Source organism: Acinetobacter sp. YH12140 (assembly GCF_013418475.1).
GTDB classification, from domain to species: Bacteria; Pseudomonadota; Gammaproteobacteria; order Pseudomonadales; family Moraxellaceae; genus Acinetobacter; species Acinetobacter amyesii.
The window spans coordinates 42651-59141 of record NZ_VPBZ01000013.1; the positions used below are offsets into that span (position 1 = coordinate 42651).

Genomic DNA, 16491 nt, shown 5'->3' on the forward strand with positions numbered 1-16491 from the left:
CCACCGTCAGGTGGCTTTTTTGCAAATGAATGATTTACGGAATATATTGCTTAACCACACCGTCAACGAGTAATTGTTGGAAATGCTCAACCACACTTTGTTGAATATTTCGGTACTCAATGCCCAATTCTTTTTTACTTTTTTCAGCATTAAAGTAAATTGGGTAACCCATATTCAGTTCAACAAACTTTCGTGGGAAACCTGCAAGAGGGCCAAATGCTTTAAAGGCAAACTTCGGTAAGGTATTGCGTGGAAAAGGAAATTTATTACCAAAATGCGAGCGTAATATTTTCCCCATTTCTAATAAACTTAAAGTACCACCGCTAATGATATAACGACCTGATGCTTTAGGGTTTAATGCTGCTTGTACGTGCGCTTCGGCGACATCACGGACATCGACGATACCATTCCACATTGGTGGAACACCCGCCAAAGTCATACCGTTGGCAAACTGCTTTAACACCTCAATACTGCCAGACTGAGTCGATGCTGTTAATGAAGGGCCCATCACTAAGGCTGGATTTACACAAACCAAATCCCAGCGTTGTTGTGCTTTTTGCATATCCCATGCTTTTCGCTCTGCCATAACTTTTGAATACGGATAAGGCTGATGGGTTTCTGAGCTGGAGGTATTCCAGTGCGATTCATCAAATTCATTATGCTCGGTCTGTAGAATATCAATGGCATCACCATAGGTTGATGCGATGCTTGAAGTCACGACAACACGTTTTACTGACTCAGTTTTATTGACACTGTTGAGCACATTTTCAGTACCTAAAATGGCCGGCTCAATAATATCTTTTATTGCGTCTTTATAGTTGGTCACTACAAAAGGGGATGCCATGTGGATCACAATGTCACAACCTTGCATGGCTGAATCAAATGCACCCTCATCTAATAAATTGGCTTGGAACAGTTTTAAAGTGCCAGTTGTATCAGCTGCAATTTTTTCGAGATGTGCAAATCCTGATGTTTTATTCAGATCACGAACTGTGGCATGTACCGTGTGCCCTAATTCGAGTAAATTTTTGATGACCCAACTGGCAATATAGCCTGTCGCGCCTGTGACGAGTATCTGTCTTGTTGTCTTGCTATTCATATTCTTCAACTTTAATTGACGCATTTTTTTATCATATTGAGAATATTTAGTTTTGTCTTTGATTGATTTGAAAAAATATATGTTGATGATTGGGTTTAATGCGCACTAAATTCAGCAGAGAATGCATGTGAATGCTGAAAAAGTACTTTTTTATTGATCTTAAAATATGCGAATATGGGATGAATGTTGGATAGATGTATATTCTTATGAGTATGGACGCAAAATCTCACAGAAAAATGGACAAAGAGTCATATCTAACTTGTGAGCTTTAATTTAAAGCCTAGATCTTAGGTCTTGGTTTTTTATTTCGTATAACCTCTATGATGTTAAATAGGCTTCAAAAGCCACCCATGAATGACATTAATCTGATGCTTTATAGCATCTATTAAATGAGGTGAATTTTCGATTGTCCATGTTTCATCGCACCAGTCACAAGCGTCATAGAGGTCACCTATCCATTCGGGATAGTAAGCTATGTTATTTTCAAGTCCTCTTGGTGCATCAAGGAACCCTTTTTCTAAATTACTAAAAATTTTACATAGCTTAAGAGGGCTTAAATTACCATTTTTATAGTCAGCTAAAACACCTAAAAAGAATTTAGCTGCCAATATTTCGGCTTCTAAACAATTGGATGAAAATTCAGAATCTTTTATCTGTATTACACTGAGTAATAGTGGTTCATAATTAGGATATAGTTCAAGTAATTAAGCAGGAGTATTTTCATTGTTATCAATATATTCAATTAATTTTTTCTCCTTTCTGAGTAAGAATATTCTCCATAATAAAGTTCTATATATAACGCTTTTAATGTCATTGATTATTCCAACTGATTCTTGATTTTCTCTAAAATTAGCATAATACACGTGATGCGAAGTTGAAAAAAATGATACTATAGACTTAATTTTTATATATTTTTTAAATTTAAAGCCTAGATCTTCGGTCTAGGCTTCTTCATTTTGTATAACAGCCATTATGTTAAATAGTTTATTTCTATTAGCTTCTGTAAAGCTCAATAGTAAATTAAGCTAGTTTCTTAATGTGACAGAACCTTATTATTTGCAGGAATGTATTTGAGATTTTGGTAAGTAGATCAGAAATTATGGAACAAAGAACAAAACGTAAGAGAATTAAAGAAGGTGATGTGATTGCAATTAATTTGGGGAATCTAAGCTATGGCTATGGCATAGTTTTAAAATCTCCATTGGCAGGGTTCTACAATTTACAGACGAAAAATTTAGAATTGAATGTTAATTTCATAACATCACATTCGATTTTGTTTAAAGTACCTGTCATGAATTACGCATTTAAATCCGAGAAATGGCATATTATTGGGAATGTAGAATTAAATGACGATTTAAAACAGAAGGTTTACTTCTTTAAGCAAGATATGTTTGATCATTCAATTTCTATTTATTATGAAGATGGAACTGAAGGTATCGATATTCCAGCAACATATGAAGAAGTAAAAGATTTGGAACGTGCTGCTGTATGGGATCCTGATCATGTAGAAGATCGTTTAAGAGATCATTTTAATGGTGTTCCGAATGAGTGGGTTAAACAATTACGCCCTAAACCCTCTGCATCTTAAAATTAACATAATACACCTTATACGAAATTCTATTTTTTATTTCATATAAATCAATATCTTATACTTATATAAAAAGCCCAATCAACACTGATTGGTTTTTTTTGTTGATTCTTCATGTTTCGCGACTATTATTCAATCAATGTTCCGCGGTTTTGTTTAATGATATAGCAAACAAAAATGTCCAGATTAAATATGAATAGTTATCCAAGTCGTTATTCATTCTGAAGATAGACAAATAACAGGATTGGGGCGTCATTGACGCCTTAAATTCACGTACAATATTAGTTAATTTGCAGGTATAGATCCTGCCTTATCAGATAATTCTGTTCTCCCGTTGATTATTGGCATACACATGGCGCAAGCAAAGAAATCTTTTCCGCAGCAAAAATCGGAATTACATACAAGAAATCTGCATCGCAGTCGTTACGATTTTCCTCAGTTGATACAGAGCTGTCCGGAACTTACGCCTTTTGTCAGCCCAAATAAATATAATGATTTATCGGTAGATTTTTCTGATCCACACGCAGTGAAAATGCTGAATAAAGCATTGCTCAAGCATTTTTATGGCATTCAATATTGGGATATTCCCAAAGATTTTCTTTGCCCGCCTATTCCGGGCAGGGCTGACTATATTCACTATTTGGCTGACTTGTTGAGTGCCAACAACAAAGGGCAGATTCCAACAGGACACAACGTTCAAGTCTTAGATATTGGGGTGGGGGCGAACTGTATTTATCCGATTATTGGTCATCGCAGCTATGGCTGGAAATTTGTAGGCTCAGACATACATGCTGCATCGGTTAAAAGTGCCCAATTTATTGTGGAGGCCAATCCGAATCTGCGTAAAGGCATTCAGATTCGATTGCAGAAAAAAGCGAGCAATATTTTCAATGGTGTGATTAAACCTTCAGATCGTTTTGATTTGACCATGTGTAATCCACCATTTCATGCCTCACAAGATGAAGCCAACGCGACAGCAACGCAAAAATTAAGAAAACTGGGCAAGCCAGTTGATCGGAGCAAGGTGGTATTAAACTTTGGCGGTCAAAAGAACGAACTCTGGTGTGATGGCGGCGAAGAGCGATTTGTCTGCCAAATGGTACAAGAGAGCATCCAGTTTGCTGAACAATGTCTTTGGTTTAGTACGCTGGTTTCCAAGAAAACAACATTGCCAGTGCTTTTAAAGGCCTTAGCGAAGAGCGGTGCAGTGGATGTAAAAACCATTAAAATGACGCAGGGACAAAAAGAAAGCCGTTTTGTCGCTTGGACTTTTCTGGATTTAAGGCAACAGCAAGCGTGGAAGAATGCACGTTGGACTTCAGCTTAAGTCTGTCTTCGTTGGAGATTTTCGCCTTGTCTTTGACAGCAGTGCATATGGCATCAATATAAAGTTTCCCATAGCGATAAGCACCGTGTGTTGAATCAATCAGGAGATATTTTTGCTAAATAAGACGCATTGTTAATTGTTACAAAAAACAGCATCTAGCGATTTTTGATTATTACGTGTTCTAAATGCATTAAATATTCTGCAAGGGCTTCTTTTATATGTGAAAAATGCGCGGAATTGAACTGCAAATGCGTATGTTTATCATTTAAATTTTATATAAATCATAAACTTACAAAAATTATATTTTGCATTCATTTTGAAACTTGTCCATAATATTTGAAAAGGGTATGGAGTGAAGAAAATGCGTGGCAATCCAGAAGTCGTAGACTACTTAAATATGCTGATCGGTGGCGAACTGGCTGCTCGTGATCAATACTTAATTCATTCCCGTATGTATGAAGATTGGGGCTTAAGTAAAATCTTTGAACGTATCGATCATGAAAGCCAAGAAGAAGGCTCACATGCAGATGCATTGATTCGTCGTGTATTGTTCCTTGAAGGAACGCCGAATATGAATCGTGATGATATTGAAGTCGGTACAGACGTCGTGACCTGTTTAAAAGCAGATTTGGCGCTTGAATATCATGTTCGTGAGAAACTAGCACAAGGCGTAAAATTGTGTGAAGAAAAAGGTGACTATGTGACCCGTGACATGCTACGTCAGCAAATGTCGGATACTGAAGAAGATCATACCTACTGGCTTGAAAAGCAAATGCGTTTGATCGAACTGATTGGCTTACCAAACTATATTCAGTCTCAAATGTAAATTGCGAAAGAATCTAAAGACCCAGCACAAGCTGGGTTTTTTATTAAGTCATGAAAACTATTGTTGTAGTTTTTTGATATCTGCCAAAACTTGCGCCGCATGTGTCTGTGTATTCACACTACTGTAGTGATACACAATAATGCCTTTCGGATCAATCAGAAAGGTTTCACGTTTGGCAACTTTCAAAAACCCTAAGTTTCGTACAATACCTAACTGTGTCGCCAGCTTATGCTGTTGGTCGGCAAGAATTGGAAAGGGAAGTCCGAGTGCTTTAGAGAACTTTTGATGTGATGCAACATCATCTAAGCTTGCGCCCAAAACAACCGCATTAGTTTTTAAAAATTGTGGATACAGGGTTTTAAATTGATTGGCTTCTTCTGTACAACCGGGTGAGTTGTCTTTGGGATAAAAGTACAGAACGAGCCATTTCCCTTGATATTGCTTCAGTTCGTGCCATTTTCCGTTTTGATCTTGTAATTTAAAGTTGGGTGCGGGTGTGCCTACCCATTGTTTTTGTTTGTTTTGACTGGTGCTGAGTATTGATGTTTCGGCAACTGTGATTTGGGTGGTTGCTATTAAAGCACATGTCATTAAACAGATTTTTAGCAATGAAGAAACTTTCATAGAGCATCAGTTTATATTGTTCTTTATCTGATCTTAGCAAATTTTAAAGCGCTGTAGGCTAGCTGATTTTTTATTTATTGAAGTAGATTTCGAATGTCTTTTGGCAAATCGGTTGATGTGCTGAAATGCCACTATCAAACGTGCTCTGAACTTTTATACTATGTGGAATCGTTTAATTTTAGAGTTTGTATTGAATCAACATATTTTACTTATTACTGGCTGGGGCGGCGGTCGTAAATTACTTGCTCCTTTACAGCAGGCATTGATCGCTCAAGGTTATCAGGTCGAATTATGGAATATTTTTGATGCCTTAAATCTAGAAGTGCTCGAACAGAAAGTTGAATTGGCGCAGCGATTTGATGTGATTATTGGCTGGTCTCTTGGTGGTCAATTGGCGACGATTTTGGTAGATGAAATTCAAAAAAAATATCAACAACAGAAAGTGCTGATCACATTAGGTTCAAATCCAAGTTTTGTGGCTGATGAACAGTGGCCTGCTGCGATGGATCAAGTCAGTTTTCAAAGCTTCAAACAATCTTTCGAGCAGGATGCAATTTCGACCCTAAAAAAGTTTGGTTATATGGTTTGTCAGGGTACTGATAGCAGCAAGCAAGATTTCATCACCTTGCAAAGTTTGATTCAAGCGCAAAATTTAGATGTGCTTCGAGCAGGATTGAACTGTTTGGAGAAGCTTAATAATGTCAGTATCTTGAAAAACTACATAGGTCATCAATATCACTTGTTTGCTAAGCAAGATTATTTGGTTAGTTACAAAGTTGAACGCTTACTGCGTAATTTAGCTGTAAAGTTTTTGGAGACTGAATTGGTTTCTGGCTCACATGGCTTTCCATTGTTTCAATCTGAAGTCATAAGTTGCAAAATCTGCCAATATTTAAAGAAAATAGAACAAATCTCTGAATAGCTGGGCTTTATGGCAATTTATTTTTCCTTGCCGTGGGTTTAACATCTTGCCACATTGATGTTTAAGCCTGATACATGGAGTGAGGGATGGCCAATTTAACCGATCTACAATTTGATCAGCAGCATATTTGGCATCCCTATACATCGATGACTCAGCCCCTTCCAACGTTTAAAGTGAAACGTGCGCAAGGGGTGATGATTGAGCTTGAAGATGGTCGTCAATTGATTGATGGTATGTCTTCATGGTGGTGTGCGATTCATGGTTATAACCATCCTGAGCTAAATCAAGCTGTGACCGATCAACTGCAACAGATGTCTCATATCATGTTTGGTGGATTGACACATGATCCCGCGATTCAACTGGCTAAATTACTGTTAAAAATCACCCCGCCCAGTTTAGATAAAATCTTCTTTGCTGATTCAGGTTCGGTTGCTGTCGAAGTAGCCTTGAAAATGGCAGTGCAGTATTGGGCGTCTTTGCATCAACCGAATAAAACCAATTTTATCACACCACGTTCTGGCTATCATGGCGACACTTGGAATGCGATGTCTGTGTGTGATCCCGTGACTGGGATGCATCAAATTTTTGGCCCAAGTTTGCCCAATCGAATTTTTGTTTCTGCGCCGCAAATTGGCTTTGAGCAAGCGTGGAATCCTGCGGATATTGCTGAACTAGAAAAGACTCTCTCAGAACAGCATGAAAATATTGCGGGATTGATTCTAGAGCCGATTGTGCAAGGTGCAGGAGGCATGCGTTTCTACCATCCTGAATATTTGTGTCAAGCTAAATTACTCTGCGAAAAATACAATATCTTGTTGATCTTCGATGAGATCGCGACAGGTTTCGGGCGAACAGGAAAACTCTTTGCTTGGGAATGGGCCGCAGTTGAGCCAGATATTATGTGTATTGGCAAAGGACTGACAGGCGGTTATATGACCTTGTCTGCAACCCTGACTACGCAGAAAGTCGCGAATACGATCAGCCAAGGCGAAGCGGGTGTGTTTATGCATGGCCCAACCTTTATGGCAAATCCGTTGGCATGTGCTGTGGCTGTAAAAAGTACCGAACTGCTACTTTCTCAAGATTGGCAAGCCAATATTCGACGTATCGAAGCTCAATTGAAGTTTCATTTACTAGCACTTTCATCGCTTGAACATGTCAAAGATGTGCGAATACTTGGTGCTATTGGTGTGGTGGAATTGACCTTTAATGTCGATATGAAAACCTTGCAACAGGAATTTGTGCGACGCGGAATTTGGGTGCGCCCTTTTGGTAAACTGGTGTATGTGATGCCGCCGTACATTATTTCTGAGCATGAATTAAAAAATTTGCTAGAACAAATGGTTGAGGTGGTGAAAAACATGGTGCAGCCAGCATGAATCTGCTCAACCATTTTTCAGATCAACTTGATCAATTAAAACAGCAAGGCAACTTACGTCAGTTCACTTCAAATCATCAGCATGATCGTTACATTAGTATTCACGATCATACCATGTTGAATTTAGCGTCAAATGACTATTTAGGTTTGGCTTCAAACCTACATCTACGTGAACAATTCTTTGATGAAACCCCGAACGCACAGCGTTGGATGAGTTCATCCTCATCGCGTTTATTGACAGGAAACTTTCCTGAATATGAACAACTTGAATCAACATTAAGTGATGCCTTTCATGGCCGATCTGCACTGTTATTTAACAGCGGCTATCACATGAATATCGGGATTTTACCTGCACTGGCAGACAGTAAAACCTTGATATTGGCGGATAAGCTGATTCATGCCAGTATGATTGATGGCATGCGATTATCGACTGCGAAATATGTACGTTATCGCCATAATGATTTGGCGCATCTTTCTCAGCTTTTATGCAAATATCATGAAGATGAGGCTTTTGAGCGGATCATTGTGGTGACTGAATCGATTTTCAGTATGGATGGTGATGAAACTGATTTGGCTGAACTGGTACGGATCAAAAAACAATTTCCCAAAGTGATGTTGTATGTCGATGAGGCGCATGCAATCGGTGTGCGCGGTGAGCGCGGTTTAGGTTGTGCTGAACAATATCGGGTGATGGATGATATTGATCTTTTAGTCGGTACATTTGGTAAAGCACTGGCTTCAATAGGGGGGTATCTCATCTGTCATTCGATTATTTGTGACTATTTGATTAACTCGATGCGACCGTTGATTTTTAGTACCGCACAGCCCCCGATCTGTATGGCGTGGACAGATTTTATTTTCAAGAACGTTTTAAATTTAAAAGCAGAGCGTCAACATTTACAGCAAATCAGTCAAAATTTGCAGCAAGCTGTGCAAGCCAAAGGTTTTGATTGTCCATCTACATCACATATTGTGCCGGTCATTATTGGCGAGTCGAATAAAACTGTGGCAAAGGCTCAAGCTTTGCAAGCGGCAGGTTTTTATATCATGCCTGTACGTCCACCCACTGTGCCGCAGCATAGTTCGCGCTTACGCATTTCACTCACTGCTCAGATTACACAAACTGATCTGGATCATTTGACTCAATTGTTGTGAGTGACTTGTGAATAATATTGAGATTGATAAATCCCAAGTGGCGTTGCGATTTGCTCAGGCAGGGCACAGCTATGCTGAACATGCCGTTGTACAAAAAGAGATTGCTCAACATTTATTTGAGTTGATGCAGCAGTATTGTTCAAAGTTGCAAAATCATCCTATAGAAATGGTTTTTGAAATTGGATGTGGCTCGGGGAATTTAAGCCATTTGATGCTGGAAAATATGCAAATCAATCATTTGGTTTTAAATGATCTATACGCAGAAATTCAACAGCATTTTCAGTCAAGTCCGCAGATTCATTACTGGCTTGGAGATATCGAACAACTTGAATTTCCACAGCATATCGACTTGATCGCATCGAGTTCGGCTTTGCAATGGGTAGGGAACTTTGCGGGCATTGTCGAAAAAGCCTTTCAAAGTTTAAATCCAGAGGCATATTTTTGTTTTTCGACCTTTGGACAGCAGAATTTACAGGAAATAAAAGCTTTGACTGGGCAGGGTTTGGACTACCTCGATATCGACATGCTTCAAGCTATATTAAGTCAAAATGGTTTTGAAATTCTGCATCTTTCAGAGCAGACAGCGGCATTATATTTTGATCATCCAAAGCAGGTTTTGCAGCATTTAAAAGCGACAGGTGTGACTGCGACAGCATCACATTTTCGTTGGACGAAACAATCGCTCTTTGATTTTTATTCAGCATATCAACAGTTTTCTTTGCGTGATGAGTCTGGGCAGATGCGTTATGCACTGACCTATCATCCGATTTTTTGTATTGCACGGAGAATGCCATGACAGGGCAAGTTTATTTCATTAGTGGGATCGATACAGGCATCGGTAAAACATATACCACGGGCTATTTGGCTAAAATATGGAATGAACAAGGGGCGCGAACGATCACGCAAAAGTTGATCCAAACAGGCAATGTCGATATTTCTGAGGATATAGAACAACATCGTCAAATTATGGGTACGGGGTTGTTGGTCGAAGATGAAACCAAACTCACGATGCCTGAAATATTTAGTTATCCTGCGTCGCCACATCTCGCCACCAAAATCGATGGACGTGACATTGATTTTGCTAAAATTGAATACGCGACTAAACGTTTAACTGAAAAATATGACAACGTTTTACTTGAAGGTGCGGGTGGGTTGATGGTGCCATTAACCACGGATCTTTTAACCATCGACTATGTTGTAGAGAAGCAATATCCCGTTATTTTGGTGACATCTGGGCGTTTGGGCAGCATTAACCATACGATTTTAAGTTTGGAAGCACTAAAAAGTCGTGGCTTAGTGCTTTATGCACTGGCTTATAATTTAAATGATGAATCGCAAGATGCATTGATTTCTAAAGATACTGCTGAATATTTAAAAGCATATTTAGCCAAACACTTTTCAGGGGCGTTATGGATTGATGTTCCTGTAATTCCGTCTGTATAAAGAAACAAAAAACCGCTCAAATGAGCGGTTTTTTTATACTTAAGAAATTAAAATTTCTTAAAGCCTTTGTTGTTTCCGCTAAATGCACGACTTGGCACAGAGTCATTACGACGCTCACGATTGCCAAAATTGTCGTTACGACGTTCACGGTTACCGAAGTTTTCACTGTTGCGATCATTACGGTTATTGTTGAAACCTTCGTTGCGACGCTCTGAACGATTAAATCCATTGCCTTGGAAACCACCTTCAGTACGACTAGTACGACGTTCGCCACGATTGTCTTGATAACCATTGCTTTGTTGTGGCTGGTTTTCGTCACTGTCACGACGTTGTTGGCGTAAGTAACCACCGCGACGTGCTGCCATTGGTTTGTCTTGCATACGTTCAGTACGACGTTTAGCCATACCAAACAGGCCAGTACCTTGACGTGGTTTAAGCTCAACAGACTTGGTTAAGTTGTCGATATCTTGTTTATCTAGCTCGATCCAGCGACCAGTACGCAGTTCGCGTGGCAGAATCACTGAACCATAACGTGTACGTAAAAGACGGCTCACTTTTAAGCCTTGAGATTCGAAAATACGACGAACTTCGCGGTTACGACCTTCTTTTACGACCACTTGATACCAACGGTTAATACCGTCACCACCAATTTCAGAGAATGACTCAAATTTTGCAGGGCCATCATCTAAAACAACGCCTTGTAACATGTTGTTTTTTAACTGAGGAGTGACTTCACCCATGACACGAACAGCATATTCACGCTCGATTTCGCTAGAAGGGTGCATTAAACGGTTCGCCAGTTCACCGTCATTCGTGAACAGCAATAGACCTGTAGAGTTGATATCTAGACGACCTACCATTACCCAACGATCACCGGTAATTTGAGGTAATTGTTCAAATACCGTTGGACGGTTTTCAGGGTCATTGCGTGAACAAATTTCGCCTTCTGGTTTATAGTAAATCAACACACGGCGACGAATTTCGTCTTCAATTTGGAACTGAACTTTACGACCATCGATGCGAAGCTCATCACCCGGTTCAATACGTTCACCCACTTGGGCAACTTGTCCATTTACGCTCACACGACCAGCGGCAATGACTTCTTCCATATAACGGCGAGAACCCAAACCAACGCGTGCGAGCACCTTTTGCAATTTTTCACTCATGACAGCATAACCTTAGAAATTATCATCAACAGTTCACCTATTTATGACTTCGGTGCATTCGCATCGAGGGCCATAAAAGCTTCCTTGGCATCCTGCAGGGGAGGCAATTGGCCCAAAGAGGTTAGACCAAAAGCATTTAAAAATTGAGGCGTTGTAACTAACAACGCGGGTCGTCCTGGGAGTTCACGAAAACCAGATTCTTTAATCCAGTTCCAGTCAAATAACGTACGTAAAATTTGACTATTGTTGGTCACCCCGCGGATTTGCTCAATATCTGCGCGGGTTACCGGTTGATGGTAAGCAATGACAGAAAGAGTTTCGAGCAAGGATGGCGATAAACGAGTTGGTCGTTCAGGCCAGGTCTGTGCAATAATATTACGATATTTTGCACGTACTTGAAAACGGAAACCTTGAGCGGTTTCAACAAGTTCAATTGATCTGCCGTGTTGCAGCATTGAAAGTTGCTGCAAATATTGGCGTAATTCGGTTTTACTGAAACGATCTTGGAAAGCCTCTTTTAAACGGGCAATACTCACTGCCGCTTCACTGGCAAAAATAATGGCTTCAAGCTGCATCAAAATTTCATGCAGATTATCTTCTGAAGACACTGCAGTCATTTGTTTAAGTTCAGTGTTCATGCACGTGCTCCCTGAATTGCAAGCGGTGCTTCTACACCTGATGCGACAATTTGGACTTTTTGTTGGCGTGTCAGTTCCAACACGGCCATAAATGTCACGACAACACCCATGCGGCCTTGGCTTGGTTTGAGTAAGTCCGCAAAGTCTAATACTTCACCTGACTCTAGCTTAGTTTCAATATAAGCAATACGTTCTTCGAGTAAGACAGGCTCTTGTAAAATTTGGTGGGTAACCGGTTCTGGTCGATTAAAAACACAGAGTATGGCATCACGAAGTAATTGAATGTCATAGCCATCATTGGTTTCGATAATCGTTCCTAAACTGACATTGGTATCGAATGTATCTCGATCCAACACTGACATTTGACCTAATCTTTCCGCAGCTTGTTTGATGCGCAAATACGTTTCTAAACGGTCAATCAATTCTTGTTTAGGATCTTGTTCATGTGCCGCGGTCGATTTAGGTTTTGGCAATAATAGGCGCGATTTTAAATCGGCCAATAGGGCTGCCATCACCATATAGTCTGCGGTTAATTCAATATCTAGGGATTTCATTGCATCCATATAAGACAAATATTGGGATGCAATCGGGGCAATATCGACTTGTAATAAGTCGAAGCCATTTTTTTGAATCAGGTAAATCAGAAAGTCGAGTGGTCCTTCGAAATGCTCTAATAGAATTTCAAATGCAGCGGGTGGAATGTACAAATCTTCTGGAATAGCTTCTTGCCACTCATCCAAAACGCGAATGTGTGGAGCATCTTCCATAGAATTATGGACAGTTTGGTTCATTGCAATTATAGGCCACGCGAATTTTCAAAGGCATGCAGACAGCTTTCGCTTCGATCTCACATCGAAAGTAAAAGCACAAAAGTTATAAGGAATAGTGTAATGGAAAAATGCGTTTAAAGAAATTACTGAACGGTTGAATTGGGTAAAAAACTTAAAATTTATAGGGAATAGGCTTTATTTATACACATGTAAAATTTTAAAGCTGTGATATCGATCACATCTTGTGTTAATTGTAAAAAATACACTCATCACTCAATGAACTCATTTAAGCTGTGATATCTGGATGATGGGCGTCCAGCATGAAATGATTTGAATGAATTGACTAAAAGAATATTTGCTATGCCACAACAATATAATCAATGGGGTCAGGCCGTAGGGATGACGTTGGCGCAGTTTGAACCTTGCCAGTTCAGGTGTAAAACCGAAGAGGGGCAATCTGTTCGACTTATTCCAATGTTGCCCGATCAGCTTGATGACAGTCTTTTGCAGCGGCTATGGCAGACAGTACAACAAGAACCCGATGAACGCTGTTGGACGTATTTGCCTTATTCTCAAATTCAAAGCATGCAGCAATTGCGTGATTATTTTCAGCAATCCTTTCATTTTGCGGGTTCGATGCATTATGTCATTGAGGTTGGTGATGCCATTGTAGGATGGGTTGCTTTGCTCAATGTACGCCCAGCACATGCTGTCATCGAAATTGGTAATGTCTATTTTTCAAGTTTAATGAAGCGATCAACCGCCGCAACAGAAGCCATTTATCTATTGTTAAAAGCATGCTTTGCAGCGGGATATCGACGGGTGGAGTGGAAGTGTGATGACTTGAACACACCTTCGAAAAATGCAGCTTTACGTTTTGGCTTTCAATTTGAAGGGTTGTTTCGTCAACATGTGATTGTAAAAGGTCGTAATCGTGATACTGCTTGGTTTGCGATGTTGGATCAGGATTGGCCAATATTGTCTCAAGCTTATACAGCATGGCTCGATACAAACAACTTTGATGAGCAGGGGCAACAAAAAATTCATTTAAAGGAATTTATGCAGCTTTATTGCGCTTGAGCAAAAGTACACGATCAAGGCTTTGAACCTGTTAGTAAGACCCTTTGTTCAAGTGCAAATTCGATGATGACTTGGCACTGCGCTTGCGAACAGAGGTTTTGATTAGCTCTACGTTTAAACAGCGATTTGACTGTTGATGTATGTAGAAAATAATGAAAAGCCTGAGGTGGTGATGTTGATGAAATTAAATTTTTATCAGATGCTGCCCTTAGTTGAGCCGTGGATTCTAACGTCCATGGCTCACTGGCATATATAGCAAGATGATTGAGACTGTTTTTCTTAGAGATACTGAGGTCTGTCGCATTTTGGAGTTTGAGTAAAATTTGAAATAAAGTCATCAGGTCGATTCCTTTATCGAAAGGTGCTTTAACTGCGTTTTGAGCAGATGACCTTTACATGCTGTGCCTCTGATCGGTAACAGCATGTATTTAACAGTACATGCTATTCAAAGGCACTGACATCACCGACACCGCGGCGGATCACTTCTGGGTATTCACCTGCAAGGTTTACAACGCTAGTGGTATTCAAAGTACCTAAACCTCCATCAATCAATACATCTATGCGTTTACCGATTTGCAGTTCAATTTCGTAAGGATCATCAATCGGTTCTTTTTGACCCGGTAAAATTAAGGTCGATGTTAATAAAGGCTCACCCAATTCTTGGAGTAATAATTGGCAAATCGGGTTGCTCGGAATACGGAGTCCAATGGTTTTCTTTTTAGGATGCATTAAACGGCGAGGAACTTCACTGGTCGCAGGTAAAATAAAGGTAGTGACAGCAGGGGTGTTATTTTTCAATAAACGATACATGGCATTGTCGACTTTGGCATAAGTGGCAATGTCAGATAAATCTGCACAAATAATCGCATATTGATGTTTAGCATCGAGCTGACGAATTTGGGCAATGCGTTCCATGGCATTTTTGTTCCCAATCTGGCAACCGATGGCATAGGCGGCATCTGTAGGATAAACCACCACATCGCCGGCACGAATCCGTTCAACGGCCTGCGTAATTAAACGGGGCTGAGGATTTTCCGGATGTATTCTTAAATGCAACATGTCGTTTTCCTCTTATTATTAAAAGCTCTAGACATTATGTCGCGGTCTATTCGCTTTGTGCAATGTGAAATGCAGTCAAATTGTATAATTTAATCAAGCATTTCACGTTGAAATTCATTCGCCTGTAACATTTTGCCAGCACGTGTACAGTGGCAAATGCATTGGATAAAGCGCCAAGCATCGCGTGGAAGTTTGGCTTCGCCTTTAAAATAAGCCTGTAATTGAGCATAGACATTATCTTTAAAGCTGCTGCCATCTCCTCCTTCACCGGTGAGGTTGTCGAGTGAGACACGAAACTTACGCCCAAAGGCTTTGGCAAATAACCATTCGATCGCTTGCGGCTTAATCTCAACTTGTTCAAAGAGGGCTTGTTGCTCTTTGCTACGACCATCTGGTGCATACCAATAGCCTAAATCGGGAAGTAAACGGCGTTGATCACCAGCAATAGTCCAATGACTAATTTCATGCAAGGCGCTATTGAAATAACCATGAGCAAATTGAATGCGGGCAGGGCCGTTTAAATCGGCAGGAAAGTACTCGGGCTCACAGTCACCTTTCACTAAGCACACATTCAGGTGGGAAAACCAATGATTAAAGTGTAAGATGAGCCAATCGACGTGTTCTGTTTCTGTGGAAAGTTTCTCCCAAGCCGAGAGTTGCACTTGGTCAGTTGAAATGTCAGAATCAAGCGTTGAAATTGTGCTCATAAGTGATGAAACATTCACTTCTGTTTGCGGCTGCAACAGATGCATAACTTAAGTTACCCAAATGGTCTGTCTAAATAAGTACAAAATTGTATCTTAATCTTTGACAGAGTACTGATGAATTTGTAGAATTGCCGCCTTAATTATGTCAGCAAATACCTTTCCGGCACAGATTGAGCCGTTTAAATGGGCTGAACAAGGCTTTAAATGGTCAGGAACACTGCCATTATCTCGCTTTGTTCGTATTGCTCGTGAAGCTGTTGGATCAATTGATGATCAATTGATTAACATAGACTGTAAGCTATCAATGGATGCTTATCATCGCATTGTATGGCTAGATGGTCATGTTGAAACAAATGTTCCAATGGAATGCCAGCGTTGTCTGGATACTGTTGAGATCCCACTTGTTTCAAGTTTTCATCTAGCTCTTGTAGATGACGAGTCACTGATAGAGCGCTTGGATGAGGATGCTGATTTCATCGTTTTAGGTGAAAGTGAAGCAACAACCAAAGGTTCATATGATGCGCCTGCGACTGCTGATTTACTCTCACTGATAGAGGATGAATTGTTATTGTTGATGCCTTTGTCACCTAAGCATGACGCTTGTGAACATAAGCATCAACCTGCCGCTGAAGAGCTTGTTGAAGAAAAACGGGACAACCCGTTTGATGTTTTGGCAGGTTTGAAGGGTAAACTTAACTAATTTTTGTGT

General features: G+C 40.0%; 19 protein-coding genes. 10 read left to right on the forward strand and 9 right to left on the reverse strand.

Features of this window, described 5'->3' with window-relative positions; translation table 11 throughout:
* Positions 1 to 34: 34 nt before the first annotated feature.
* Together FTU75_RS16870 and FTU75_RS18620 are read right to left on the reverse strand one after the other, a co-directional pair.
* On the reverse strand, positions 35 to 1123 hold the full coding sequence (locus FTU75_RS16870; RefSeq protein ID WP_257223825.1) for an aldehyde reductase: 1089 nt from the start codon (positions 1121 to 1123) through the stop codon (positions 35 to 37).
* 302 nt (positions 1124 to 1425) lie between these two features.
* On the reverse strand, positions 1426 to 1707 hold the full coding sequence (locus FTU75_RS18620) for a hypothetical protein (protein WP_306669988.1): 282 nt from the start codon (positions 1705 to 1707) through the stop codon (positions 1426 to 1428).
* 491 nt (positions 1708 to 2198) lie between these two features.
* On the opposite strand from FTU75_RS18620, the gene FTU75_RS16880 reads away from it, so the two are divergent.
* From FTU75_RS16880 to bfr, 3 genes are all read left to right on the forward strand, one after another.
* A complete protein-coding gene (locus FTU75_RS16880) occupies positions 2199 to 2687 on the forward strand; it encodes an immunity 26/phosphotriesterase HocA family protein (protein WP_180116515.1) in 489 nt (162 codons plus the stop codon).
* Between the two features lie 352 nt (positions 2688 to 3039).
* Positions 3040 to 4014: a 23S rRNA (adenine(1618)-N(6))-methyltransferase RlmF gene (rlmF, locus tag FTU75_RS16885; protein ID WP_180116516.1), complete on the forward strand. Its 975-nt coding sequence runs from the start codon at positions 3040 to 3042 to the stop codon at positions 4012 to 4014.
* Positions 4015 to 4375: 361 nt separating this feature from the next.
* The gene (bfr, locus tag FTU75_RS16890; protein WP_067762676.1) at positions 4376 to 4840 is read left to right on the forward strand and encodes a bacterioferritin; all 465 of its coding nucleotides are present in this window, start codon (positions 4376 to 4378) and stop codon (positions 4838 to 4840) included.
* A 57-nt stretch (positions 4841 to 4897) separates the two neighbouring features.
* Here bfr and FTU75_RS16895 read toward each other — a convergent pair whose 3' ends face one another.
* Positions 4898 to 5464 (reverse strand): peroxiredoxin, encoded by a 567-nt coding sequence (locus FTU75_RS16895; RefSeq protein WP_180116517.1) that lies wholly within the window; start codon positions 5462 to 5464, stop codon positions 4898 to 4900.
* Positions 5465 to 5624: 160 nt separating this feature from the next.
* Between FTU75_RS16895 and FTU75_RS16900 the strand changes: the two genes are divergently transcribed.
* The 5 genes from FTU75_RS16900 to bioD all read left to right on the forward strand — a co-directional run bounded on the left by FTU75_RS16900 (position 5625) and on the right by bioD (position 10362).
* A complete protein-coding gene (locus FTU75_RS16900; protein ID WP_180116518.1) occupies positions 5625 to 6386 on the forward strand; it encodes a hydrolase in 762 nt (253 codons plus the stop codon).
* An 86-nt stretch (positions 6387 to 6472) separates the two neighbouring features.
* The gene (gene bioA, locus FTU75_RS16905) at positions 6473 to 7765 is read left to right on the forward strand and encodes an adenosylmethionine--8-amino-7-oxononanoate transaminase (protein WP_180116519.1); all 1293 of its coding nucleotides are present in this window, start codon (positions 6473 to 6475) and stop codon (positions 7763 to 7765) included.
* Positions 7762 to 8919 (forward strand): 8-amino-7-oxononanoate synthase, encoded by a 1158-nt coding sequence (locus tag FTU75_RS16910; protein ID WP_180116520.1) that lies wholly within the window; start codon positions 7762 to 7764, stop codon positions 8917 to 8919. Before bioA ends, FTU75_RS16910 begins: the two co-directional genes overlap by 4 nt.
* Before the next feature lie 7 nt (positions 8920 to 8926).
* Positions 8927 to 9715, forward strand: coding sequence for a malonyl-ACP O-methyltransferase BioC (gene bioC, locus FTU75_RS16915; RefSeq protein ID WP_180116521.1), 789 nt, complete (start codon positions 8927 to 8929; stop codon positions 9713 to 9715).
* Entirely contained in the window at positions 9712 to 10362 is a 651-nt protein-coding gene (gene bioD / locus FTU75_RS16920) for a dethiobiotin synthase (RefSeq protein WP_180116522.1), read from the forward strand. Before bioC ends, bioD begins: the two co-directional genes overlap by 4 nt.
* Before the next feature lie 47 nt (positions 10363 to 10409).
* On the opposite strand, the gene rluB is transcribed toward bioD, so the two are convergent.
* From rluB to FTU75_RS16935, 3 genes are read right to left on the reverse strand one after another with little or no spacing between them, the layout of a single operon-like run.
* Positions 10410 to 11528, reverse strand: a complete 1119-nt coding sequence (gene rluB, locus FTU75_RS16925; protein WP_180116523.1) for a 23S rRNA pseudouridine(2605) synthase RluB — start codon at positions 11526 to 11528, stop codon at positions 10410 to 10412.
* Positions 11529 to 11569: 41 nt separating this feature from the next.
* Complete coding sequence (gene scpB / locus FTU75_RS16930; RefSeq protein ID WP_078190063.1) at positions 11570 to 12166, reverse strand: SMC-Scp complex subunit ScpB; 597 nt, start codon at positions 12164 to 12166, stop codon at positions 11570 to 11572.
* Positions 12163 to 12957: a ScpA family protein gene (locus FTU75_RS16935; RefSeq protein ID WP_180116524.1), complete on the reverse strand. Its 795-nt coding sequence runs from the start codon at positions 12955 to 12957 to the stop codon at positions 12163 to 12165. The genes scpB and FTU75_RS16935 overlap by 4 nt, the downstream gene beginning before the upstream one ends.
* 339 nt (positions 12958 to 13296) lie before the next feature.
* Between FTU75_RS16935 and FTU75_RS16940 the strand changes: the two genes are divergently transcribed.
* Positions 13297 to 14016, forward strand: a complete 720-nt coding sequence (locus FTU75_RS16940; protein WP_180116525.1) for a GNAT family N-acetyltransferase — start codon at positions 13297 to 13299, stop codon at positions 14014 to 14016.
* A gap of 14 nt (positions 14017 to 14030) precedes the next feature.
* Here FTU75_RS16940 and FTU75_RS16945 read toward each other — a convergent pair whose 3' ends face one another.
* The 3 genes from FTU75_RS16945 to FTU75_RS16955 all read right to left on the reverse strand — a co-directional run bounded on the left by FTU75_RS16945 (position 14031) and on the right by FTU75_RS16955 (position 15827).
* Positions 14031 to 14354, reverse strand: coding sequence for a hypothetical protein (locus tag FTU75_RS16945; RefSeq protein WP_180116526.1), 324 nt, complete (start codon positions 14352 to 14354; stop codon positions 14031 to 14033).
* 103 nt (positions 14355 to 14457) lie between these two features.
* Positions 14458 to 15075, reverse strand: a complete 618-nt coding sequence (locus FTU75_RS16950) for an L-threonylcarbamoyladenylate synthase (RefSeq protein WP_180116527.1) — start codon at positions 15073 to 15075, stop codon at positions 14458 to 14460.
* Positions 15076 to 15164: 89 nt separating this feature from the next.
* Positions 15165 to 15827 carry an elongation factor P hydroxylase gene (locus FTU75_RS16955; protein ID WP_180025025.1) on the reverse strand — a complete coding sequence of 221 codons (663 nt, stop codon included), beginning with the start codon at positions 15825 to 15827 and terminating at the stop codon, positions 15165 to 15167.
* Positions 15828 to 15924: 97 nt separating this feature from the next.
* On the opposite strand from FTU75_RS16955, the gene FTU75_RS16960 reads away from it, so the two are divergent.
* Positions 15925 to 16482, forward strand: coding sequence for a DUF177 domain-containing protein (locus tag FTU75_RS16960; protein WP_078194223.1), 558 nt, complete (start codon positions 15925 to 15927; stop codon positions 16480 to 16482).
* The last annotated feature ends 9 nt before the right edge of the window (positions 16483 to 16491 follow it).

Coding starts and splice junctions, on each gene's coding strand:
- FTU75_RS16945 (WP_180116526.1), bottom strand. CDS start 14,354: ATGACTTTATTTCAAATTTTACTCAAACTCCAAAATGCGACAGACCTC.
- rlmF (WP_180116516.1), top strand. CDS start 3,040: ATGGCGCAAGCAAAGAAATCTTTTCCGCAGCAAAAATCGGAATTACAT.
- bioD (WP_180116522.1), top strand. CDS start 9,712: ATGACAGGGCAAGTTTATTTCATTAGTGGGATCGATACAGGCATCGGT.
- bioA (WP_180116519.1), top strand. CDS start 6,473: ATGGCCAATTTAACCGATCTACAATTTGATCAGCAGCATATTTGGCAT.
- rluB (WP_180116523.1), bottom strand. CDS start 11,528: ATGAGTGAAAAATTGCAAAAGGTGCTCGCACGCGTTGGTTTGGGTTCT.
- FTU75_RS16895 (WP_180116517.1), bottom strand. CDS start 5,464: ATGAAAGTTTCTTCATTGCTAAAAATCTGTTTAATGACATGTGCTTTA.
- bfr (WP_067762676.1), top strand. CDS start 4,376: ATGCGTGGCAATCCAGAAGTCGTAGACTACTTAAATATGCTGATCGGT.
- FTU75_RS16940 (WP_180116525.1), top strand. CDS start 13,297: ATGCCACAACAATATAATCAATGGGGTCAGGCCGTAGGGATGACGTTG.
- FTU75_RS16950 (WP_180116527.1), bottom strand. CDS start 15,075: ATGTTGCATTTAAGAATACATCCGGAAAATCCTCAGCCCCGTTTAATT.
- FTU75_RS16955 (WP_180025025.1), bottom strand. CDS start 15,827: ATGCATCTGTTGCAGCCGCAAACAGAAGTGAATGTTTCATCACTTATG.
- scpB (WP_078190063.1), bottom strand. CDS start 12,166: ATGAACACTGAACTTAAACAAATGACTGCAGTGTCTTCAGAAGATAAT.
- FTU75_RS16900 (WP_180116518.1), top strand. CDS start 5,625: ATGTGGAATCGTTTAATTTTAGAGTTTGTATTGAATCAACATATTTTA.
- FTU75_RS16910 (WP_180116520.1), top strand. CDS start 7,762: ATGAATCTGCTCAACCATTTTTCAGATCAACTTGATCAATTAAAACAG.
- FTU75_RS16870 (WP_257223825.1), bottom strand. CDS start 1,123: ATGCGTCAATTAAAGTTGAAGAATATGAATAGCAAGACAACAAGACAG.
- FTU75_RS16935 (WP_180116524.1), bottom strand. CDS start 12,957: ATGAACCAAACTGTCCATAATTCTATGGAAGATGCTCCACACATTCGC.
- FTU75_RS16880 (WP_180116515.1), top strand. CDS start 2,199: ATGGAACAAAGAACAAAACGTAAGAGAATTAAAGAAGGTGATGTGATT.
- FTU75_RS16960 (WP_078194223.1), top strand. CDS start 15,925: ATGTCAGCAAATACCTTTCCGGCACAGATTGAGCCGTTTAAATGGGCT.